Source organism: Streptomyces sclerotialus (assembly GCF_040907265.1).
In the GTDB taxonomy this organism is placed as follows: Bacteria; Actinomycetota; Actinomycetes; order Streptomycetales; family Streptomycetaceae; genus Streptomyces; species Streptomyces sclerotialus.
Map to the genome: position 1 here is coordinate 4,330,736 of NZ_JBFOHP010000002.1, position 19,567 is coordinate 4,350,302.

General features: G+C 72.3%; 15 protein-coding genes. 9 read left to right on the forward strand and 6 right to left on the reverse strand.

The genetic code is table 11. From position 1 onward, the window contains the following. Positions 1-57: 57 nt before the first annotated feature. Complete coding sequence (gene hisC / locus AAC944_RS19260) at positions 58-1,137, forward strand: histidinol-phosphate transaminase (RefSeq protein ID WP_030615386.1); 1,080 nt, start codon at positions 58-60, stop codon at positions 1,135-1,137. A 104-nt stretch (positions 1,138-1,241) separates the two neighbouring features. Here the strand turns inward: hisC and AAC944_RS19265 are convergent, their stop codons facing one another. Beyond that, complete coding sequence (locus tag AAC944_RS19265) at positions 1,242-1,610, reverse strand: cyclophilin-like fold protein (protein ID WP_030615389.1); 369 nt, start codon at positions 1,608-1,610, stop codon at positions 1,242-1,244. A 298-nt stretch (positions 1,611-1,908) separates the two neighbouring features. Between AAC944_RS19265 and AAC944_RS19270 the strand changes: the two genes are divergently transcribed. The 5 genes from AAC944_RS19270 to AAC944_RS19290 all read left to right on the forward strand — a co-directional run bounded on the left by AAC944_RS19270 (position 1,909) and on the right by AAC944_RS19290 (position 11,353). Then, positions 1,909-3,417: a cytochrome ubiquinol oxidase subunit I gene (locus AAC944_RS19270; RefSeq protein WP_030615392.1), complete on the forward strand. Its 1,509-nt coding sequence runs from the start codon at positions 1,909-1,911 to the stop codon at positions 3,415-3,417. 9 nt (positions 3,418-3,426) lie between these two features. Then, on the forward strand, positions 3,427-4,428 hold the full coding sequence (gene cydB / locus AAC944_RS19275) for a cytochrome d ubiquinol oxidase subunit II (protein ID WP_030615395.1): 1,002 nt from the start codon (positions 3,427-3,429) through the stop codon (positions 4,426-4,428). 28 nt (positions 4,429-4,456) lie between these two features. After that, on the forward strand, positions 4,457-8,002 hold the full coding sequence (gene cydD, locus AAC944_RS19280) for a thiol reductant ABC exporter subunit CydD (protein ID WP_030615398.1): 3,546 nt from the start codon (positions 4,457-4,459) through the stop codon (positions 8,000-8,002). 240 nt (positions 8,003-8,242) lie between these two features. Continuing rightward, positions 8,243-9,922, forward strand: coding sequence for a sensor histidine kinase (locus AAC944_RS19285; protein ID WP_030615400.1), 1,680 nt, complete (start codon positions 8,243-8,245; stop codon positions 9,920-9,922). Between the two features lie 213 nt (positions 9,923-10,135). After that, entirely contained in the window at positions 10,136-11,353 is a 1,218-nt protein-coding gene (locus tag AAC944_RS19290) for a M23 family metallopeptidase (RefSeq protein ID WP_051871802.1), read from the forward strand. A gap of 91 nt (positions 11,354-11,444) precedes the next feature. On the opposite strand, the gene AAC944_RS19295 is transcribed toward AAC944_RS19290, so the two are convergent. Continuing rightward, positions 11,445-12,443, reverse strand: coding sequence for a Cof-type HAD-IIB family hydrolase (locus AAC944_RS19295; RefSeq protein WP_078888586.1), 999 nt, complete (start codon positions 12,441-12,443; stop codon positions 11,445-11,447). A gap of 80 nt (positions 12,444-12,523) precedes the next feature. On the opposite strand from AAC944_RS19295, the gene AAC944_RS19300 reads away from it, so the two are divergent. The 3 genes from AAC944_RS19300 to pspAB all read left to right on the forward strand — a co-directional run bounded on the left by AAC944_RS19300 (position 12,524) and on the right by pspAB (position 15,119). Further along, positions 12,524-13,432 carry an LLM class flavin-dependent oxidoreductase gene (locus AAC944_RS19300; protein ID WP_030615411.1) on the forward strand — a complete coding sequence of 303 codons (909 nt, stop codon included), beginning with the start codon at positions 12,524-12,526 and terminating at the stop codon, positions 13,430-13,432. A gap of 163 nt (positions 13,433-13,595) precedes the next feature. Continuing rightward, complete coding sequence (htpX, locus tag AAC944_RS19305; protein WP_030615414.1) at positions 13,596-14,495, forward strand: zinc metalloprotease HtpX; 900 nt, start codon at positions 13,596-13,598, stop codon at positions 14,493-14,495. A gap of 60 nt (positions 14,496-14,555) precedes the next feature. Beyond that, positions 14,556-15,119 carry a PspA-associated protein PspAB gene (pspAB, locus tag AAC944_RS19310; protein WP_030615417.1) on the forward strand — a complete coding sequence of 188 codons (564 nt, stop codon included), beginning with the start codon at positions 14,556-14,558 and terminating at the stop codon, positions 15,117-15,119. 113 nt (positions 15,120-15,232) lie between these two features. Here the strand turns inward: pspAB and AAC944_RS19315 are convergent, their stop codons facing one another. The 4 genes from AAC944_RS19315 to AAC944_RS19330 form a co-directional block, all read right to left on the reverse strand. Continuing rightward, positions 15,233-15,688: a hypothetical protein gene (locus tag AAC944_RS19315; RefSeq protein WP_030615420.1), complete on the reverse strand. Its 456-nt coding sequence runs from the start codon at positions 15,686-15,688 to the stop codon at positions 15,233-15,235. A gap of 12 nt (positions 15,689-15,700) precedes the next feature. Then, positions 15,701-16,663, reverse strand: a complete 963-nt coding sequence (locus tag AAC944_RS19320) for a MerR family transcriptional regulator (RefSeq protein ID WP_030615423.1) — start codon at positions 16,661-16,663, stop codon at positions 15,701-15,703. A 213-nt stretch (positions 16,664-16,876) separates the two neighbouring features. Continuing rightward, on the reverse strand, positions 16,877-18,679 hold the full coding sequence (locus AAC944_RS19325) for an SDR family oxidoreductase (protein WP_368396351.1): 1,803 nt from the start codon (positions 18,677-18,679) through the stop codon (positions 16,877-16,879). After that, positions 18,676-19,560, reverse strand: a complete 885-nt coding sequence (locus AAC944_RS19330) for a M24 family metallopeptidase (protein WP_368396352.1) — start codon at positions 19,558-19,560, stop codon at positions 18,676-18,678. The genes AAC944_RS19325 and AAC944_RS19330 overlap by 4 nt, the downstream gene beginning before the upstream one ends. Positions 19,561-19,567: the final 7 nt, after the last annotated feature.

Genomic DNA, 19,567 nt, shown 5'->3' on the forward strand with positions numbered 1-19,567 from the left:
AATCCTCATAAGGTGTGCAGTATTGGTGACGAGCGGGACGGTCGAGGAGGACCTGCGGTGAGCGAGAAGACCCCGAAGCTGCGTGCGGCGCTGGACGGCGTTCCCACCTACAAGCCCGGGAAGCCGGCCGCTGCGGACGGCCCGGTGGCGTACAAGCTGTCCTCCAACGAGAACCCCTACCCGCCGCTGCCGGGTGTCCTGGAGAGCGCGGTGGCCGCGGCCGGCGCCTTCAACCGGTACCCGGACATGGCCTGCACCGGCCTGATGGCGGAGCTGTCGGAGCGGTTCGGCGTGCCGGCCGAGCACCTGGCGACCGGCACCGGCTCGGTGGGCGTGGCCCAGCAGCTGGTCCAGTCGACGGCCGGGCCTGGCGACGAGGTGATCTACGCCTGGCGCTCCTTCGAGGCGTACCCGATCATCACCCAGGTCTCCGGCGCCACCTCCGTGCAGGTCCCGCTGGACGAGAACGAGGTGCACGACCTGGACGAGATGCTCGCCGCGGTCACCGAGCGGACCCGGCTGATCTTCGTGTGCAACCCGAACAACCCCACCGGCACCGTCGTGCGCCGCGCGGAGCTGGAGCGTTTCCTCGACGCGGTCCCCTCGGACGTGCTGGTCGTGCTGGACGAGGCGTACCGCGAGTTCATCCGCGACACCGAGGTGCCGGACGGCATCGAGCTGTACCGGGACCGTCCGAACGTGTGCGTGCTGCGGACGTTCTCCAAGGCGTACGGGCTCGCCGGGCTGCGGGTCGGATTCGCGATCGCGCACGAGCCGGTCGCGGCGGCGCTGCGCAAGACGGCGGTGCCGTTCGGCGTGAGCCAGCTCGCGCAGGACGCGGCGGTGGCCTCGCTGCGGAGCGAGGACGCGCTGCTGGAGCGGGTGGACGCGCTGGTCGCCGAGCGGAGCCGGGTCGCCGAGACGCTGACCGCGCAGGGCTGGACCGTGCCCGAGTCGCAGGCGAACTTCGTGTGGCTGCGGCTGGGGGAGCGCACGGTGGACTTCGCGCGCGCCTGTGAGCAGGCGGGCGCCGTGGTGCGGCCGTTCCCCGGTGAGGGCGTGCGGGTGTCGATCGGCGAGACCGAGGCCAACGACATCTTTCTGAAGGCGGCGGAGGCCTTCCGCAAGGAGATCTGAGCGCCGGGCAGCAGGCGCGTACAGCGGGTGGCCGTGGTCCTTCGAGGGCCGCGGCCACCCGCTTCTCCGTACGCCGGGCCGGGCTGCCCGCACGGCGGCGCAGGTCAGGCGAGCTCGACCCGGATCGGGTCGCCGTCGCGGACGGTGGCCAGCCGGCGCGGGTCGCCGTCGACGCTGCCGAGCACGTTGCAGGGGGAGGCCAGGCGGCATTCGTCGCCGCGGGAGACCGGTGTCGGGCCGTACGGCAGCGCGAGCGCGTCGCCGTCGGTCCAGAACGCCACCGTGCCGGGGTCGACGACCTGCTGCGCGCCGGCTTCGCGGGCGGGCGAGACGGGCGTCGAGAAGTAGACCTCCTCGCCCCAGGTGCGGGCGGTGGAGGTGAGCGGGAGCGCGCCTTCCAGGGCGGCGGCGGTCGGCGTGTCCGCCAGGGTGGCGGTCAGCTGCCCCGCGGGCCAAGAGATGCGTATCTGCATGGCGCTGAATTCAACAATATGTTGAAGAACAGGGGAAGGGGTCCCGACGAATTTCGGCGTGTACACGTTCACTAACCCGGCCTCCGGTGCCCCTTCGGCAGGCCGTATCAGGATTTTCCCCACGACGGAATACCGCGTGACCACGGTCACGTACCCCCCGGGCAGTTCGGCTGAAAGTCATGGGAGATAATTGCTTGTGAATGTGAACGCGTTCACAAGCGCCTCCCTTATGCCCCGCTTTCAGTGGGGCAAAACGGGCATGGCGTGGCGAGAACGGCGACCGTAAGGAGACATCGACGTGGAACTGGCGTTGGCGCCAGAGACCCTGGCGCGATGGCAATTCGGCATCACGACCGTCTATCACTTCCTCTTCGTGCCCTTGACGATCTCTCTCGCCGCCCTGGTGGCAGGACTGGAGACGGCGTGGGTCCGTACGGGCAAGGAGCGCTACCTCAAGGCGACCAAGTTCTGGGGCAAGCTCTTCCTGATCAACATCGCGATGGGTGTCGTCACCGGCATCGTCCAGGAGTTCCAGTTCGGCATGAACTGGTCCGACTACTCGCGCTTCGTCGGTGATGTCTTCGGCGCCCCGCTCGCGTTCGAAGCCCTCATCGCGTTCTTCTTCGAGTCCACCTTCATCGGCCTCTGGATCTTCGGCTGGGACAAGCTGCCCAAGAAGATCCACTGCTTCTGCATGTGGATGGTCTCGATCGGCACGATCCTGTCGGCGTACTTCATCCTCGCGGCCAACTCCTGGATGCAGCACCCGGTCGGCTACAAGCTCGACAAGGCCTCCGGGCGCGCCGAGCTGACCGACTTCTGGCAGGTGCTGACGCAGGACACCACCCTGGTCGTCGTCTTCCACACGCTCACGGCGGCCTTCCTCGCGGGCGGCGCCTTCATCGTCGGTATCGCCGCGTACCACCTGCTGCGCAAGAAGCACGTCAAGGTCATGCGGACCTCGCTCCGCCTCGGCCTGGTGACGCTGGTCGTCTCCGGTCTGCTCACCGCCGTCAGCGGCGACCTGCTGGGCAAGGTCATGTTCCAGCAGCAGCCGATGAAGATGGCCTCGGCCGAGGCACTGTGGGACGGGCAGTCACCCGCGCCCTTCTCGGTCTTCGCCTACGGGGACGTGTCCAAGGGCCACAACACCGTCGAGGTGGAGATACCCGGCCTGCTCTCGTTCCTCGCCCACGACGACTTCTCCTCGTTCGTGCCCGGCATCAACGACGTGAACAAGTCCGAGCAGGAGAAGTACGGGCCTGGGGACTACCGGCCCAACATCCCGGTCGCCTACTGGGGCTTCCGCTGGATGATCGGCTTCGGTATGGCCTCCTTCGCCCTCGGCGTGGCCGGCCTCTGGCTCACCCGCAAGAAGTTCTGGCTCTCGCAACGGCTGCGGACGGAGGACGACGAGGTACCGCATCTCGCACTGACCAAGGACAAGGCGCTCGGGGACGGGCTCTCCAAGTGGGCCTGGCGACTCGCGGTGGTCACCATCGGCTTCCCGCTGATCGCCAGCTCCTGGGGCTGGATCTTCACCGAGATGGGCCGTCAGCCCTGGGTGGTCTACGGCGTGATGCGCACCTCCGACGCGGTCTCCCCCGGCGTCTCCCAGGGCGAGGTGATCACCTCGATGGCCGTCTTCACGACGCTCTACGCGATCCTCGCCGTGGTCGAGGTCAAGCTGCTCGTCAAGTACGTCAAGGCCGGACCGCAGGAGCTGTCGGAGTCCGACCTCAACCCGCCCACGAAGATCGGCGGTAACGACAGCGACGCCGACCGGCCGATGGCCTTCTCGTACTAGGGGGCAGCTGTGCACCTTCACGACGTCTGGTTCGTCCTCATCGCCTTTCTGTGGGTCGGGTACTTCTTCCTCGAAGGATTCGACTTCGGGATCGGCGTCCTCACCAAGCTGCTCGCCCGTGACCGGCGTGAGCGGCGGGTCCTCATCAACACCATCGGCCCGGTCTGGGACGGCAACGAGGTCTGGCTGATCTCCGCGGCAGGCGCGACCTTCGCGGCCTTCCCCGAGTGGTACGCCACGCTCTTCTCGGGCTTCTACCTGCCGATGCTGCTGATCCTGCTCTGCCTCATCGTGCGCGGCGTGGCCTTCGAGTACCGGCACAAGCGGGACGAGGAGCGCTGGCAGCGCAACTGGGAGAACGCGATCTTCTGGACCTCGCTGCTCCCGCCGGTGCTGTGGGGCGTGATCTTCGGCAACATCGTCGGGGGCGTGAAGATCGACGCCGACAAGAACTACGTCGGGTCCCTGCTCGACCTGCTGAACCCGTACGCGATCCTCGGCGGCCTGGCCATGCTGGCGCTGTTCACCTTCCACGGCGCGGTCTTCGCCTCGCTGAAGACCGTGGGCTCCATTCGGGAGCGGGCACGCGTCACGGCCTCGTTCCTCGGCATGATCGCCATGGGGCTGGCGCTCGCCTTCATGGTCTGGACGCAGATCGACAAGGGCGACGGCAAGAGCGTGGTCGCGCTGGTCGTGGTGGCGGTCGCGCTGGTCGCGGCGCTGGTGGCCAACATGTTCGGCCGGGAGGGCTGGTCCTTCACCTTCTCCGGCGCCACCATCGCGGCCCTGATCGTGATGCTGTTCCTGACGCTCTTCCCGAACGTCATGCCGTCCACGCTGAACGAGAGCTGGAACCTTACGGTCAGCAACGCCTCGTCCAGTCCGTACACCCTGAAGATCATTACCTGGTGCGCGGCCATCGCGGCTCCGCTCGTGATGCTCTACCAGGCATGGACGTACTGGGTGTTCCGCAAGCGCATCGGCACGCAGCACATCGCCGACGCGCACTGACCCCCTTCCGCTACCTACGTCAGGACGGATGTTTCACGTGAAACCGATCGACCCGCGCCTGCTCCGGTACGCCCGCGCCACCCGCTTCTTCCTCGTCGCGGTGGTGGTGCTCGGCCTTGCCGGAGCGGGCCTGGTCATCGGCCAGGCGATGCTCATCGCCGAGGTCGTCGTCGGGGCGTTCCAGCGCGACCTCGGCCTCGGCGACCTGACGACACCGGTCCTGCTGCTCGCGCTGATCTCGGTCGGCCGGGGGCTCGTCTCCTGGCTGACCGAGCTGGCCGCGCACCGGGCGAGCGCCGCGGTCAAGTCCGAACTGCGCACGCGACTCCTGGAGAAGGCCACCGGGCTCGGCCCCTCCTGGCTGGGCACTCAGCGCACCGGCGAGCTCACCACCCTCGCCACCCGCGGCATCGACGCGCTCGACGACTACTTCGCGCGCTACCTGCCGCAGCTCGGCCTCGCGGTCGTCGTCCCCGTCGCGGTACTCGTACGGATCGTCACCGGCGACTGGATCTCCGCGGCGACCATCGTCATCACGCTCCCGCTCATCCCGCTGTTCATGATCCTCATCGGCTGGGCGACCCAGTCGCGGATGGACCGGCAGTGGAAGCTGCTGACCCGGTTGTCCGGGCACTTCCTCGACGTCGTCGCAGGGCTGCCCACGCTGAAGGTCTTCGGCCGGGCCAAGGCCCAGGCAGCGGCCATCCGCACCATCACCGGCGAATACCGCCAGGCCACGCTGCGCACCCTGCGCATCGCCTTCCTGTCCTCCTTCGCCCTGGAACTCCTCTCCACGATCTCGGTCGCGCTGGTCGCGGTCGGCGTCGGCATGCGTCTCGTCCATGGCGACCTCGACCTCTCCACCGGGCTGATGGTGCTGATCCTGGCGCCGGAGGCCTACCTGCCGCTGCGGCAGGTGGGCGCGCAGTACCACGCGGCGGCCGAGGGACTGGCCGCCGCCGAGGAGATCTTCGACGTCCTGGAGACCGAGCCGGAGCCCGGCCACGCCGGAACCCGCCAGGCGCCCGCCGGCACCGGCATATCCGTCGACGGCCTGGTCGTACGCCACCCAGGGCGCTCCGAACCGTCCCTGCCCCAGACTTCGTTCGAGGTGGCGGCGGGAGAGACGGTGGCGCTCACCGGCCCGTCCGGCGCCGGCAAGACCACCCTGCTGAACGTCCTGCTCGGCTTCACCGCACCGGCAGCGGGCCGGATCCTGGTCGACGGCGTGGACCTCACCACGCTCTCCCCCGACAGCTGGCGCCGCCGCGTCGCCTGGGTGCCGCAACACCCCTACCTGTTCGCCGGCACGGTCGCCGAGAACGTACGGCTGGCCCGCCCGGACGCGGACGACGCGGCGGTACGGACCGCGCTGCGCGACGCCGGTGCCCTCGACTTCGTCGACGCGCTCCCCGACGGCCCGGACACCCGCCTGGGCGAGTCCGGCGCGGGTCTCTCCGCGGGCCAGCGCCAACGGCTCGCGCTTGCCCGCGCGTTCCTCGCCGACCGCCCGGTACTCCTTCTGGACGAGCCCACCGCGAACCTCGACGGCGAGACGGAGGCCTCCGTCGTGGCCGCGGTACACCGTCTGGCCAAGGGCCGCACGGTCATCCTCGTAGCCCACCGCCCGGCGCTGCTCGCAGCCGCGGACAGGGTCGTACACCTTCGTGGACCTGCACCCGCCCCGACGACGGAAGGGACCGGGACGGAGGGGGCGGTCGTCGGGTGTGCAGCGAAGCAGTCCGACGACCACCCCCGGAGCCCCGGTCCCGACGCCGACCACGACGCCGAGCCGGGCCGCACAGGTACCCCCACCCTGTCCCGCCTCCGCCGGCTGGCCCAAGCACACCGCGCCCGCTTCGCCCTGGCCCTGCTGCTCGGCAGTCTCGCACTGGGCAGCGCAGTAGGCCTGATGGCCACCTCCGGCTGGCTGATCTCCAGGGCCTCACAGCATCCCCCGGTGCTCTACCTGATGGTTGCGGTCACCGCGACCCGCGCGTTCGGCATCGGCCGCGCCGTCTTCCGGTACGCCGAGCGGCTGGTCGCGCACGACGCGGTGTTCCGGATGCTGGCGGACGTACGGGTGGCGGTCTACCGGCGGCTGGAGAAGCTCGCGCCCGCCGGACTGCGCGACCGCAGCCGCGGCGATCTGCTGTCCCGCCTGGTGGCGGACGTGGACGCCGGTCAGGACTACTTCCTGCGCTGGCTGCTGCCCGCCGGCGCGGCCGTCGTGGTCGGCGCGGGCTCGGCCGGCTTCACCGCCTGGCTGCTGCCGGAGGCCGGTGCGGTGCTCGCCGCCGGACTGCTGCTGGCAGGCGTCGCCGTGCCGCTGGTGTCCGGCGCGCTGGCCCGGCGTGCCGAACGACGGCTGGCCCCGGCGCGCGGCGCACTGTCCGCGCGCGTCGTCGACCTGCTCACCGGTACGGCCGAACTGACCGTCGCGGGCGCCCTGCGGGAGCGGCTGTCCGGTACCCGGCGTGCGGACCGCGACCTCACTTCGGTGGCCTCCCGGTCCGCCGCGGCGGCCGGCGCGGGCGCCGGGCTGACCGCGCTGCTGACCGGGCTGACCGTCGCGGCCGCCGCGGTGGTCGGCGTACAGGCCGTGCACGACGGCCGGCTGAGCGGGGTGAGCCTGGCGGTGGTCGTGCTGACGCCGCTGGCCGCGTTCGAAGCGGTGGCCGGGCTGCCGCTCGCGGTGCAGTACCGGCAGCGCACCCACCGGGCCGCCGAGCGGGTCTTCGAGGTGCTGGACGCGCCTGTGCCGGTATGTGAGCCGGCCGAGCCGGTGGCGGCCCCCGAGTCGCCGTTCCCGGTGGTGGTGAAGGGGCTGACGGCCCGCCACCCCGGGCAGTACCGGCCGGCGCTCGACGGTGTGGGATTCACGCTCGCGCCCGGCCGCCGGATCGCGGTCGTCGGCCCGTCGGGCTCGGGCAAGACCACCCTCGCCCAGGTGCTGCTGCGCTTCCTGGACCGCGAGGGGGGTACGTACACGCTGGGCGGGGTGGACGCGCAGCGGGCGGACGGTGACGCGGTACGGCGGCTGGTCGGGCTGTGCGCGCAGGACGCCCACCTCTTCGACAGCTCGGTGCGGGAGAACCTCCGGCTGGCCCGTACAGGGGCCGAGGAGGCCGACCTGTGGGACGCGCTGGAGCGGGCCCGGCTCGCGGACTGGGTGCGCGGACTGCCGGACGGGCTGGACACGCTGGTCGGCGAGCACGGCGCGCGGCTGTCCGGCGGACAGCGGCAGCGCCTGGCGCTGGCCCGTGCGCTGCTCGCCGACTTCCCGGTGCTGGTGCTGGACGAGCCCGCCGAGCACCTGGACCTGATGACCGCCGACGCGCTGACCGCGGACCTGCTGGACGCGACCAGCGGCCGGACGACGGTACTGATCACGCACCGGCTCGCGGGCCTGGAGGCGGTCGACCAGATCCTCGTCCTGGACGGCGGGCGCGTGGTGCAGCGCGGGCCGTACGAGGAACTGGCCACGGTCGACGGTCCGTTCCGCAGGATGCGGGAGCGGGAAAGGGCGGCGGACGCGCGCCACACCGCGGCCGGTACGGCGCTCCGCCCGTAGTGCCGAACGGCGCTCCGCCCGTAGTGCCATGTGGCGCTCGGCCCGTAGTGCCATGCGCCATGCGGCGCTCCGCCCGTAGCGCCGTACGACGACCTACCAAGCGAACAAATACGACTTTCCCGTACAAGGGTTACTTATTAGGCTCGGGGCATGTCAGCCACGTCAGGATCAGCGGACGGGCCCGGGCCGGCGGAAGGGCCCACGTCGGAGGGTTCCGCGCACGGATCCGGCGCCGACACCATGGACGCCGCCACGGAGGCCACCCGCAGCCTCCAGGGCGTCGCCCCCGAGGTCACCGCCCGGCTGCCGCGTCTGCTGGAGGCCATGCGGACCGTCGGCGCCGGGCTGGACCTGCACGTCACGCTGGACCGCATCGTGGAGACCGCGGCCGAGCTCGCCGACGCCCGGTACGCGGCCATCGGCATCGTCGACCAGGCCCGCGACGGCCTGTCGGACTTCGTGACGTACGGCGTGACCGCCGAGGACCACCGGCGCATCGGCGCGCTGCCCGACGGCCGCAAAGGCCTGCTCGGCGCGCTCATCAACGATCCCCGGCCGCTGCGCCTCGCCGACCTCACGCAGGACCCGCGCGCGGCCGGCTTCCCGCCCGGGCACCCGCCGATGCGCACGTTCCTCGGGGTGCCGATCCGCGTCCAGGGGGAGATCTTCGGCAATCTCTACCTGACGGAGAAGCGCGGCGGCGGTGAGTTCAGCGAGGGCGATCTGCACATGGTGCGGGTCCTCGCGACGGAGGCGGGCCTCGCCATCGGCAACGCCCGTATGTACGCGGCGGCCCGGCAGCGCGAGCGCTGGATCGACGGCGCGGCCGCCGTCACCACCGCGCTGCTCGCCGGCAGCGACGTGGACGAGTCGCTGGCGGTCGTCGCCGAGCAGGCCCGGCGGCTGGCGGACTCCGCCGCCGGGATCGTGCTGCTCCCGGTGGAGGACGGCGGGCTGGAGATCGTGGCCGTGGCGGCGGACGACCCGGCGCGCATCATGGGGACGCAGATCCCGCCGGACAGCCCGGTGACCGCCACCCTCCTCGCCGGGGAGCCGGTGTTCGTCGAGGACTCGGCGACCGACCCGCGCATGATCACCGAGGTCGCGCCGTATTTCGGGCCCAGCATGCTGCTGCCCCTGAAGAGCGGCGGCCGTGTCCTGGGCACCCTCGCCACCCCGAGGGCCCGCGGCGCACGCCGGTTCACCCCGGCCGAACGCACGCTGGCCACCCAGTTCGCCGCGCAGGCCGCGCTGGCGCTGGTCCTGGCGGACGCGCGGCGCGACCGCGAGCGGCTGGCCGTGTACCAGGACCGCGACCGGATCGCGCGAGACCTGCACGACCTGGTCATCCAGCGGTTGTTCGCCACCGGGATGATGCTGGAGGGCGCCGCCCGCAAGGCCGTGGTTCCCGAGGTACGGCAGGGCGTGGGCAAGGCCGTCGACGAACTGGACGTGACGATCCAGGAGATCCGTACCGCGATCTTCGCCCTCCAGCAGGGGCCCGCGGAGGCACCGTCGGGGCTGCGCACACGGGTGCTGCGCGAGATCGGTACGGCGGCGGTGCCGCTGGGCTTCCAGCCGTCCGTGAACTTCGTCGGCCCCGTGGACGCCAGGGTCGGCGAGTCGACCGGCAAGAATCTGGTCGCCGCGCTGCGGGAGGCGCTGTCCAACGCCTTCCGGCACGCCCAGGCCTCCCGGATCGAGGTCGTCGTGGACGCCACGGCCACGCTGCCGGACGGGCGGGACGCGGTACGGCTGACGGTCGCGGACGACGGTGTGGGCATCCCTGAGGGCGGCCGGCGCAGCGGCCTGAAGAACCTCGCCCGGCGGGCCGAGGCGCTGGGCGGGTCCAGTACGTACGGACCGGGGCTCGGCGAGGACGGGGCGGGCACGTTGGTGACGTGGGAGGCGCCTCTCTAGGGGGCGTTGCCGGTGCGGTGCTCCTCCAGGTGGCCGGACGACTGTGCTCCGTTCGGAGGCTTACGGGGCGGAGCCGGAACCGCGGTCCGTCGCCCGGCGTCCTGATCGCGCAACTATCTGCCCATGCATCCAGGTCTGTCGTGCGGTCCGGAGGTCCGTGCGCCGCATCGGGCACCTGCCGCCCGGCTCCGGGCCCGTCGGCGCGGTGCCGTCGTGTGTGCCTTCACGATCATGCTGGGCGGCCTGCTGCCCGGCGGGCTGCCCGCAGGAGGCGCGCCCGTCGGCACGGCCGCCGCTGCCACCGCGTACGAAGGCGCGGCGCGGCCGGGAGCCGCGGCGCGCCACGAGGGCGCCGCGCGGCACGAGAGGGCGGCGCGGCGCGGGGCCGAGATGCGGCACGGGAGCGGTGCGCGTTACGAGAGCGGCAGGCCGGGCCGCGCCGCCGCACGCGGACGGCCCGGCCGGCTGGACCGCGCGCGCCTGGAAGTGCTGCGGCTCGGGGTGGCGGCGGGCCGGGCCGGGCGGTCCTACGAGGTCGGCGTGCGGGCCGCGAGGGCCGAGCGGGCCCGGGCCGAGCGGCTGACCGACCGGCTGCGCCGGGAACGGCGTACGGCGGCGGCACTGCGCCGTACCGCCGGCCGGATCGCGGCCCAGCAGTACCGCACCGGCAGCGGGCTGTCCGTCACCGTGCGCACGCTGACCGCGGCCGCGCCGGAGGGCGTGCTGCGCGCCCATCGGCTGGCCGAGCGCCGACAGCATGACCTGGTGGTCCGGGCGCGTACGGCACTGCGCCTGAGCCGGGAGCTGGCGGCGGGGAGCGCGGCGGCGGCCGGCCGTACGCAGGCGCTCGCCGCCCGGCAGCAGCGGCTGGCCGGGGAGCGGGAGCGGATCGGGCGCAGCCTGGAGCGGGCGCGCGGCCGGCTGTGGCGGCTGGTGGTCGGTGCGGCGGGGTCCGGCAGCTGCGGCGGGCCGCTGGTCGAGGTGTCCTCGGCCGCCGGGGCCCTCGCGGCCGGTACGCCGTCCGCGCGGGGCTGGACCCGGCCGGTGGCGGACTACGCGCTGTCGGCCTCGTTCGGCGGGGTCGGCGCGCACTGGTCGCACCGCCACACGGGGCAGGACTTCGCGGTGCCCGTCGGGACGCGGGTACGGTCAGCGGGGCACGGCCGGGTGACGGCGGTGGAGTGCGGCGGCGCCTTCGGGATCAACGTGGTGGTGCGGCACGGAGCGCACACGTACACGCAGTACGCGCACCTGTCGGCGGTGCTGGTGCGGCCGGGGCAGCGGGTGCGCGCCGGGCAGCCCATCGCGCTGTCCGGGAACACCGGCAACTCCACGGGACCGCACCTGCACTTCGAGGTGCGGCGCGGCCCCGGTGTGGACACGGCCGTCGAGCCTCTCCGCTGGCTGCGGAAGCGCGGCGTACGCGTGTGAGACGTCGTACGAGGGCGCGGTCCGGGACGCCGTACGAGGCGCCGTCCGGTCCGCCGTACGAGGCGCCGTCCGGGACGCTGCCCTGGTGCGGTCAGCCGGCGGTACGGTCCTCCAGCAGCTGCTCGATCAAACGTTCGATGACGACGGCGACCCCGTCCTCGTTGTTGCCCGCCGTGCGGTGGGTGGTCGCGGCCAGCACGTCCGGATGCGCGTTGGCCATGGCGTACGACGTACCGGCCCAGGCCAGCATCTCCAGGTCGTTCGGCATGTCACCGAAGGCCACCACCTCGTCCGGAGCGATACCGCGTTCGGCGCAGCAGCGGGCGAGCGTACCGGCCTTGCTGACGCCCGCGCCGCTGATCTCCAGGAGCGCGGTGGGGCTGGAGCGGGTGAACGACGCGAGGTGCCCGGCGGCTTCCCGGGCCAGCGCGAGGAACTCGTCCGGATCGAGCTCGGAGTGGTGCGCGAGAACCTTCAGGACGGGCTCGCCCGCCTTCTCGAACTCCTCGCCGAGCAGTTTCTCCACCGGGGCGATCAGCGCGACCGGGTCGAGGTGGAACGGCGGATACTGCGGCTCGTAGTGGATGCCGCCGGTGCGTTCGACGGCGAACGACGTGCCCGGTGCGGCGGCGCGCAGTGCTTCCACGACGGCGACCGCCGCGTTCCGCTGCAGCGCGCGTACCTCGACGAAGCGGCGGCCGCGGTGCAGGTCGACGACGGCGGCACCGTTGGCGCAGATCGCCAGGCCGTGCCCGTGCACATGGTCGCTGACCACGTCCATCCAGCGGGCCGGCCGGCCGGTGACGAAGAAGACCTCGATGCCGGCCTCCTCGGCGGCGGCGAGCGCGGCGATCGTGCGCTCCGAGACGCTCTTGTCGTCACGCAGCAGGGTGCCGTCGAGGTCGGTGGCGATCAGTCGGGTGCGGCGGTCGGGAAGCGGCGGCACCGGGGCGGTACGCGGCTCGGGCGGCCGGTGCGGAGCGGATGGCGGCGGCGCCTCGGATGCCGGCGTCCGCGCGGATGACAACGGCGGCTCGGCGGAGGGATCGTCTGTCACAGGGCCATCAGTCACGAGGCCATCTTCCCGCATATGCGCGCACAGGCGTGCGCTGGGTCGCGCGCATGAGCTTGACACCGCCCCTCGGCGCGTCCAGCCGTAGGCTCGGGGACATGCGACTGAGCACCGTGATCCTGCCCGTACGCCGCTGGTCCGAGGGCGGCCGGGAGGTGTGGCAGCGCGCCGAGGAGCTGAGTTTCCACGCCGCGTACACCTACGACCACCTGTCCTGGCGGGTCCCCTTCCGGGACGGCCCCTGGTTCGGCGCCGTGCCCACCCTGACCGCGGCCGCCGCCGCGACCTCCCGCATCCGCCTGGGCACCCTCGTCACCTCACCCAACTTCCGGCACCCGGTCACCCTCGCCAAGGAGCTGATCTCGCTGGACGACATCAGTGAGGGGCGGATCACGCTGGGCATCGGCGCGGGCGGCAACGGCTTCGACGCGCACGCGCTGCTCGGCGGCGGCGAGGAGCCGTGGACGCCGCGCGAACGTGCCGATCACTTCGCCGAGTTCGTCGCGCTGCTGGACCGGCTGCTCACCGAGGACACCGTCACGTGCGACGGTGAGCACTACAGCGCGCACGAGGTACGCAACATCCCCGGGTGCGTGCAGCGGCCGCGGCTGCCGTTCGCGGTGGCGGCCACCGGGCCGCGTGGGCTGCGGCTGGCGGCGCGGTACGGGGAGGCGTGGGTCACCACCGGTGATCCCAAGGTGTCCGCGGCCGGCACCGCCGAGCAGTCGCGTGCCGCGATCGCCGGGCAGATCGAGCGGCTGGGCGCGGCCTGCGAGGCGGCAGGGCGGGACACCGGGAAGCTCTCCAAGATCCTGCTGTCCGGCTTCACGCCGGACCGGCCGCTGGACTCCGTCGACGCCTTCGTGGACTTCGCCGGCCGCCATGGCGAACTGGGCATCGACGAGATCGTCCTGCACTGGCCGATCGACGGCACGGTCTTCGAGGCGGACCTGTCGGTGTTCGAGCGGATCGCGGTGGAGGCACCGGCACAGCTGGCGGACCGGTAAGCACCGGCGACCGGCCGCCTTCCCGGCGGTGACGGGCGGGGCCCTGACGCGATCGGGGTCCCTTTACCCCGCCAGGAGGAACCAAACGGCAATCAAGAGGGAGAATCGGGACAGAGGCGTCGTCGTGCGGGCGGTCGGCTGGACCGTCCGGCTGGAGGGCTCCATGGCACAGACCCGATTCGCCCCGGACCGCGGACTGACCTCGCGCATGGTCGTGACGATGTTCTTCATCGGGCTGCTGTACGTCGTGGTCGTCGGCGTGCTGGTGGTACTCCTCAAAGGCGCCTGGCTGATCGTGCTGGTGATCACGGGAGCCCTGTTCATCGGACAGTTCTGGTTCAGCGACCGGATCGCGGCGTTCGGCATGGGCGCCCGGGAGGTCACCCCCGAGCAGGCACCCGAGCTGCACGGCGCGGTCGACCGGCTGTGCGCGCTCGCCGACATGCCCAAGCCCAAGGTCTGCATCGCCGACAGCGACATCCCGAACGCCTTCGCCACCGGGCGCAACCAGCGGAACTCCCTGATCTGTGCCACCACCGGGCTGCTGCGCCGACTGGAGCCCGAGGAGCTGGAAGGGGTGCTCGCGCACGAGCTGTCGCACGTCGCGCACCGCGACGTGGCAGTGATGACCATCGCCTCGTTCCTGGGCGTGCTGGCCGGGATCATCACCCGGGCGGCGCTCTGGAGCGGCGTGGGACGCAGCAACCGGGACAACAACGCGGCCGTCGCCATCCTGATCGTCACGGCCGTCAGCGCGGTGGTCTACGTCATCAGCTTCCTGCTCACCCGGCTGCTGTCCCGCTACCGGGAACTGTCCGCCGACCGGGCCGCCGCAATCCTCACCGGCCGGCCGTCCGCGCTGGCCGCAGCGCTCACCAAGGTCACCGGGCAGATGGCCCGGATTCCCACCCGGGACCTGCGCCGGGCCGAGCCCTTCAACGCCTTCTACTTCGCCCCGGCCTTCTCCCAGCGGAACGCCGTCCAGCTGCTGTCCTCGCACCCGACGCTGGAACAGCGCCTGGACCAGCTCGGCCGCCTCGCCGCCCAGCTGGGCCGCCCGTGACCCGGGTCGGCACCGCCCCGGCCCCGGCCCGCCGGCCCTTCAGCCCCTAGGAGCCACTCGATGGGATTCCTGGACGTGATCCTCGGCCGCAGCAAGCCGGTACGCCCCGACCTCGACCAGCTCTTCGCGCTGCCGTCCGCCGCGATCACCCTGCAGGCGGCGACGGGATTCACACCGACCGGCCGGGGATCGGTCTGCTTCGCGAGCGTCGAGGGCGGTGCGTTCGCCCGTATCCAGGCCGATGTGCGGGCCCTGCTCGGACCGTCGGTGGAGTACACCCAGGACCAGTACGGCTACACCTGGCTCCTCGCCCGGCACGCCGCCGAGGACACCGCGGGCCTGGTCAACGATCTGCACGCGGTCAACACCTCGCTCCAGGAAAGCGGCTTCGGCCCGCAGCTGCTCTGCTCGCTGGTCGGCTTCCGCGACGAGCGCGACCGTTCGCTCGCCCTGGTGTACCTCTACAAGCGCGGCACGTTCTACCCCTTCGCGCCGCTGCCCGGCGGCGTCGAGAAGCGCGACAACCCGCTCGAACTCCAGGTGCGGTCCCTGCTCACCGACGACCTGACCGTGGAGCGGGACCTGAGCCGCTGGTTCCCGGTGTGGGGTGCGCCGGGGCTGTGAAAGAGGGACAAGGAGCGGGGCGCTTTGGTTTCACGTGAAACCGATGTGCCCGGATGCGGGAGAGGGGATCGATGTCCTGTTTCACGTGAAACATTCACCGCGCGGCGCGGCGGTCACCTCACCCGGGAGTTGAGCCACGGCGTCAGGCCGGGCCCGGTGATCAGCTCCTTGTACGTCTCGTCGCCGGGAAGCGGCACCACCAGTCGCCAGCCGGGTGGGAAGAACCGGCCCTTGACGTGGGCGAGGTCGCCCAGCACGGAGCGCAGAAAGGCCGGTACGACATCGCGGGGAAGGTCCTGGAAGGAGACGTCCTCGACGGTGATGTGGGCGTCACCTTCCGAGTACACCTCGATCGAGATGCGCGGGGCGCCGCCGGACAGTTCGATGTACGCCTCGTGCGGCAGCGAACCGTCCGGGTCGGTGACGGTGAACGCACCGGCGGAGAGCCGGCGGCCGGAGCGGTCGGCTCCGATGTCGTGGGTCACCTCGATGTCGCGGCCGTACGCACGGGCCACCTCGCGAACGGCGTCGATGACGGCTTCGGTGCTGGGCAGTTGCGGACGGTCCATGAGGGGATGATGTCACCCGGCGGGTCCCGTGCGGCGGTCGTCGTCGGGGCCGGGCACCGCCGGCGCGGCGTGCGCGACCAGCGAGTCCATCCGGCGGGCGCTCACCTCACGGTCGGCGGCCGCGGCGACGAAGGCGGCGACCCCCGCCGGGCCGACGAGCTCCCGGACGGACCGCACGGTGTCGGCCGGCAGCGGTACGTGCTCGACGGCGGTCCCCCGCTCGGGAGTCTCGCGGTGCAGCTGGTGCCGGAGGTACCGGCTCGCCAACAGCCGCATGGCGCGCGCAAGTTCGGCGTCGACGGTCTGCTGGGCCAGCGGCCGCAGCCGGCGGACGAGACCGGCCGCCTCCTCCGCCTCGGCGTCGCTCGGCGGATGGTCGAAGTACTGCTGGAAGACATGCTCGGTGGTGAAGTCCAGGAAGCGGGAGGCTATGTGTTCCACCTGCACCCGCAGCTCCCGCAGATGACCTGAGATGGCCGGCAGCGGCACCCCGGCGGAGTGCAGCTCGGCCGCGACCGCGAGCTCCTGCGGGCTGGGCACCAGGAACTCCTCCGGGCTGCCCGGCACCGGCTCCAGCACCCCCAGCTCCACCGCGTCGGCCACCGCCGCGTCGTCGGAGCTGCCGCCGAAGGTCGCCGCCAGCTCCTGGCGGGTGATCCGGCCGGTCTCCTCGTCCGTCCAGGGGCCGTCGATCTCGGCGACCAGCCCCAGCACCCCGCTCAGCCCCCGCCCCGCGTCCCACGCCTCCAGCAGGTCCTTGATGCTGGCCAGGGTGTACCCGCGGTCCAGCAGGTCCGAGATCTGGCGCAGCCGGGCGAGGTGCGCGGCACCGTAGACGTTCGCCCGGCCCCGGCGCTCCGGCTTGGGCAGCAGCCCGCGGTCCTGGTACGCGCGGATCGTACGGACCGTGGTGCCGCTCCGGTGCGCCAGCTCCTCGATGCGGTACTCGGCCGCGGGGTGGTGCTGCTCGGTCAATGCGCTGCTCCTCACGAGATGGCCCGCGCCGCCGCGCCGTGCCCGCGGCGGTCCGGGCGGCCGGGGAGTACGCGAGGTACAGGGCGGCCCTGCGCAGTGCCCCTTTCTGCGAGGGATGGTACGACCGTGCGCGGAGGCGCGGTAACGCTCCGGCCTCCTCGCGCCACCCCCGCATCGGCCCCGCAGGACCGCCGTGCCGGAGGCCTCGCTGTCTTACAGAGGCGGTTCGAGCCGGGCTATCGCGCGCAGGGCCCGCGGCGCGAAACGGGAGAGGGCGCGGGAGCCGTGGGCCTCCGGAGTGACGGGCACGACCGCCTGGTTGCGCACCACCGCGCGCAGGATGGCGTCCGCGACCTTCTCCGGCGGGTAGTTGCGCATGCTGTAGAGCCGCGCGGCCTTGGACTGGCGGCGCTGCTCCTCTTCCGGCGAGACTCCGGCGACGTGCGAGGTGGTGGTGATGCTGGTGTTGACCAGGCCCGGGCAGATGGCGCTGACGCCGATGCCCCGGCCGGCGAACTCCGCGCGCAGGCACTCGCTGAGCATCAGTACCGCCGCCTTGGAGGTGCTGTACGCCGGCAGCGCCCTGGAGGGCAGGTAGGCGGCGACCGAGGCGGTGTTGACGATGTGGCCGCCCTGGCCGCGGTCGGCCATCTGCCGGCCGAAGAGCCGGCAGCCGTGGATGACGCCCCAGAGGTTCACGTCCAGGACCTTCTTCCAGTCCTCGGAGGTGGTCTCCAGGAAGGAGCCGGACAGGCCGATGCCCGCGTTGTTCACCAGGACGTCGACGGTGCCGTACTCGGCGGCGACCTTGTCGGCGAGCTTCTCCATCGCCGCCTCGTCGCTGACGTCCACCACCTCCGCCCAGGCGGCACCGGCCCCGATCAGCCGGGCCATGTCGGCCGTACGGGCCGCGCCCTCGGCGTCCCGGTCCACCGCGACCACCCGCGCACCGGCCTCGGCGAACGCGAACGCCGTGGCCCGGCCGATGCCGCTCGCCGCGCCGGTCACCAGTACCAGCCGGCCGCCGAACCGGTCCGCGTACCGCCCGCTCGCGACGACCTCCTTGGCCGGATCGCCCTCCTCCTTGGCCGTGACGAACTCCTCGATCCAGGCGGCCAGCTGATCCGGGCGGGTGCGCGGTATCCAGTGCTTGGCGGGCAGCGTGCGGCGGGTGAGCTGCGGCACCCACTGCTCCAGCTCGTCGTACAGCCGCTCCGACAGGAAGGCGTCGCCGGTCGGGGTGATCAGCTGAACCGGGCAGTGCGCGTACGCGTCCGTGCGCGGCCGGCGCATGCGGGCCCGGACGTTGTCCCGGTACAGCCAGGCGCCGTGCGCGGCGTCGGTGGGCAGCGAGGCGGTGGGGTAGTCCCCGGCCGGGACCTTCTCGACGCGCTCCAGGATCTTCGGCCAGCGCTTCCCCAGCGGGCCCTTCCACGCCAGCTCGGGCAGCGCGGGGGTGTGCAGCAGGTAGACGTACCAGGACTTGGCGCCCTGGCTGAGCAGCTGGGCGGCGCGGCGCGGGGTGGGCCGGGCCATCCGCTTCTTGATCCAGTGCCCGAAGTGGTCCAGGGACGGGCCGGACATCGAGGTGAAGGAGGCGATCCGGCCCTGGGTGCGCCGCACCGTCACGAACTCCCAGGACTGCACCGAACCCCAGTCGTGCCCCACCAGATGGACGGGCCGGTCCGGGCTGACGGCGTCGGCCACCGCCAGGAAGTCGTCGGTCAGCTTCTCCAGGGTGTACCCGCCGCGCAGCGGCTGCGGCGCCGTGGACCGCCCGCAGCCCCGGACGTCGTACAGCACCACATGGAAGCGCTCCGCCAGCAGCGGCGCGACCCGCGACCAGACCTCCTTGCTGTCCGGATAGCCGTGCACCAGCATCACCGTGGGCCGAGCCGGATCGCCCAGCTCCGCGACGCACAACTCCACGCCGCCCGTCGCGATCCGGCGCTCCCGCGCGCCCTCCAGTGCCGTGCTCACGCCCGCCTCCCCGCTCTCGTCAACTGCCCTGCTCACGCCGCCTTCTCCTCCTGCCAACGCCGCACGTGCGGCAGATCGTCGTCCAGCCAGAAGGCGCTCTCCTCGGGGTCCTTGGAGTCGGTGACGACCAGGATCTCCTCGAACTTCGCGCCGGTGCCCCGGAAGCCGAGGTGTGGTTCGACCGCCCACAGCCCGGGCCGCGGCGGGTGGTCGGAGAAGCGGTGCGGGCTCCACAACGGGGACCAGCCCTCGCGGTGGCCGTGCAGCGCGTCGGACGCCAGCCCCTTGAGCGACTGGGTGCCGAAGCCGAACAGCGTGGGTGACCAGCGCCGTTCACGCACGCGGTCGACCTTGTGGGCGATCACGCCGAACGGATAGGCCCGGTGCCGGTTGGCGTACCCCTGGCGGACCATGAGCCGCTCGACGTCCTCGTAGATCTCCCGCAGCGGCCGGCGCTCGCGCACCTCGCGGAGGATCAGCTCGCGGTGCGCCTCCAGGTCGGCCAGCAGCCGGTCGTGCAGCGGGCTGAGGCCGAGGCAGCCGGAGTACCCGATGTCGGCGGTGAAGCCCTTGTACACCGGAGCCATGTCGAGGATGAACGGCATCCCCGGCTCCAGCACCCGGTTCGTCGGGAAGAACTGCAACGGCACGCGGAAGTTCGCGAAGGCCGTGCGGTCACCGAACCAGGCGAAGGGCAGGTGGAACCAGTCCGTGACGCCCCGCTCGCGCAGCCGGCGGCGCTGCATCCGGGCCGCCTCCCGCTCGGTCACCCCCGGCTTCAGCTGCGCGGCCACCGCCTCGGCGCACGCGTACGCCAGCCGCTGGACCTCCCTGAACCCCTGGAGCTCGGCGCCCGTCACCGAGGCTGCGGCCCTGTGCCTGGTCGCTGCTGTGCTCGCGGTCGCTGCTGTGGTCATCGCCAAC

Bases quoted from the DNA above. Each gene is read 5' to 3' on its own strand.
- AAC944_RS19265 (WP_030615389.1), bottom strand. From the start codon at position 1,610: ATGCAGATACGCATCTCTTGGCCCGCGGGGCAGCTGACCGCCACCCTG.
- cydD (WP_030615398.1), top strand. From the start codon at position 4,457: ATGTTTCACGTGAAACCGATCGACCCGCGCCTGCTCCGGTACGCCCGC.
- AAC944_RS19285 (WP_030615400.1), top strand. From the start codon at position 8,243: ATGGACGCCGCCACGGAGGCCACCCGCAGCCTCCAGGGCGTCGCCCCC.
- AAC944_RS19295 (WP_078888586.1), bottom strand. From the start codon at position 12,443: ATGCGGGAAGATGGCCTCGTGACTGATGGCCCTGTGACAGACGATCCC.
- AAC944_RS19300 (WP_030615411.1), top strand. From the start codon at position 12,524: ATGCGACTGAGCACCGTGATCCTGCCCGTACGCCGCTGGTCCGAGGGC.
- htpX (WP_030615414.1), top strand. From the start codon at position 13,596: ATGGCACAGACCCGATTCGCCCCGGACCGCGGACTGACCTCGCGCATG.
- pspAB (WP_030615417.1), top strand. From the start codon at position 14,556: ATGGGATTCCTGGACGTGATCCTCGGCCGCAGCAAGCCGGTACGCCCC.
- AAC944_RS19315 (WP_030615420.1), bottom strand. From the start codon at position 15,688: ATGGACCGTCCGCAACTGCCCAGCACCGAAGCCGTCATCGACGCCGTT.
- AAC944_RS19330 (WP_368396352.1), bottom strand. From the start codon at position 19,560: ATGACCACAGCAGCGACCGCGAGCACAGCAGCGACCAGGCACAGGGCC.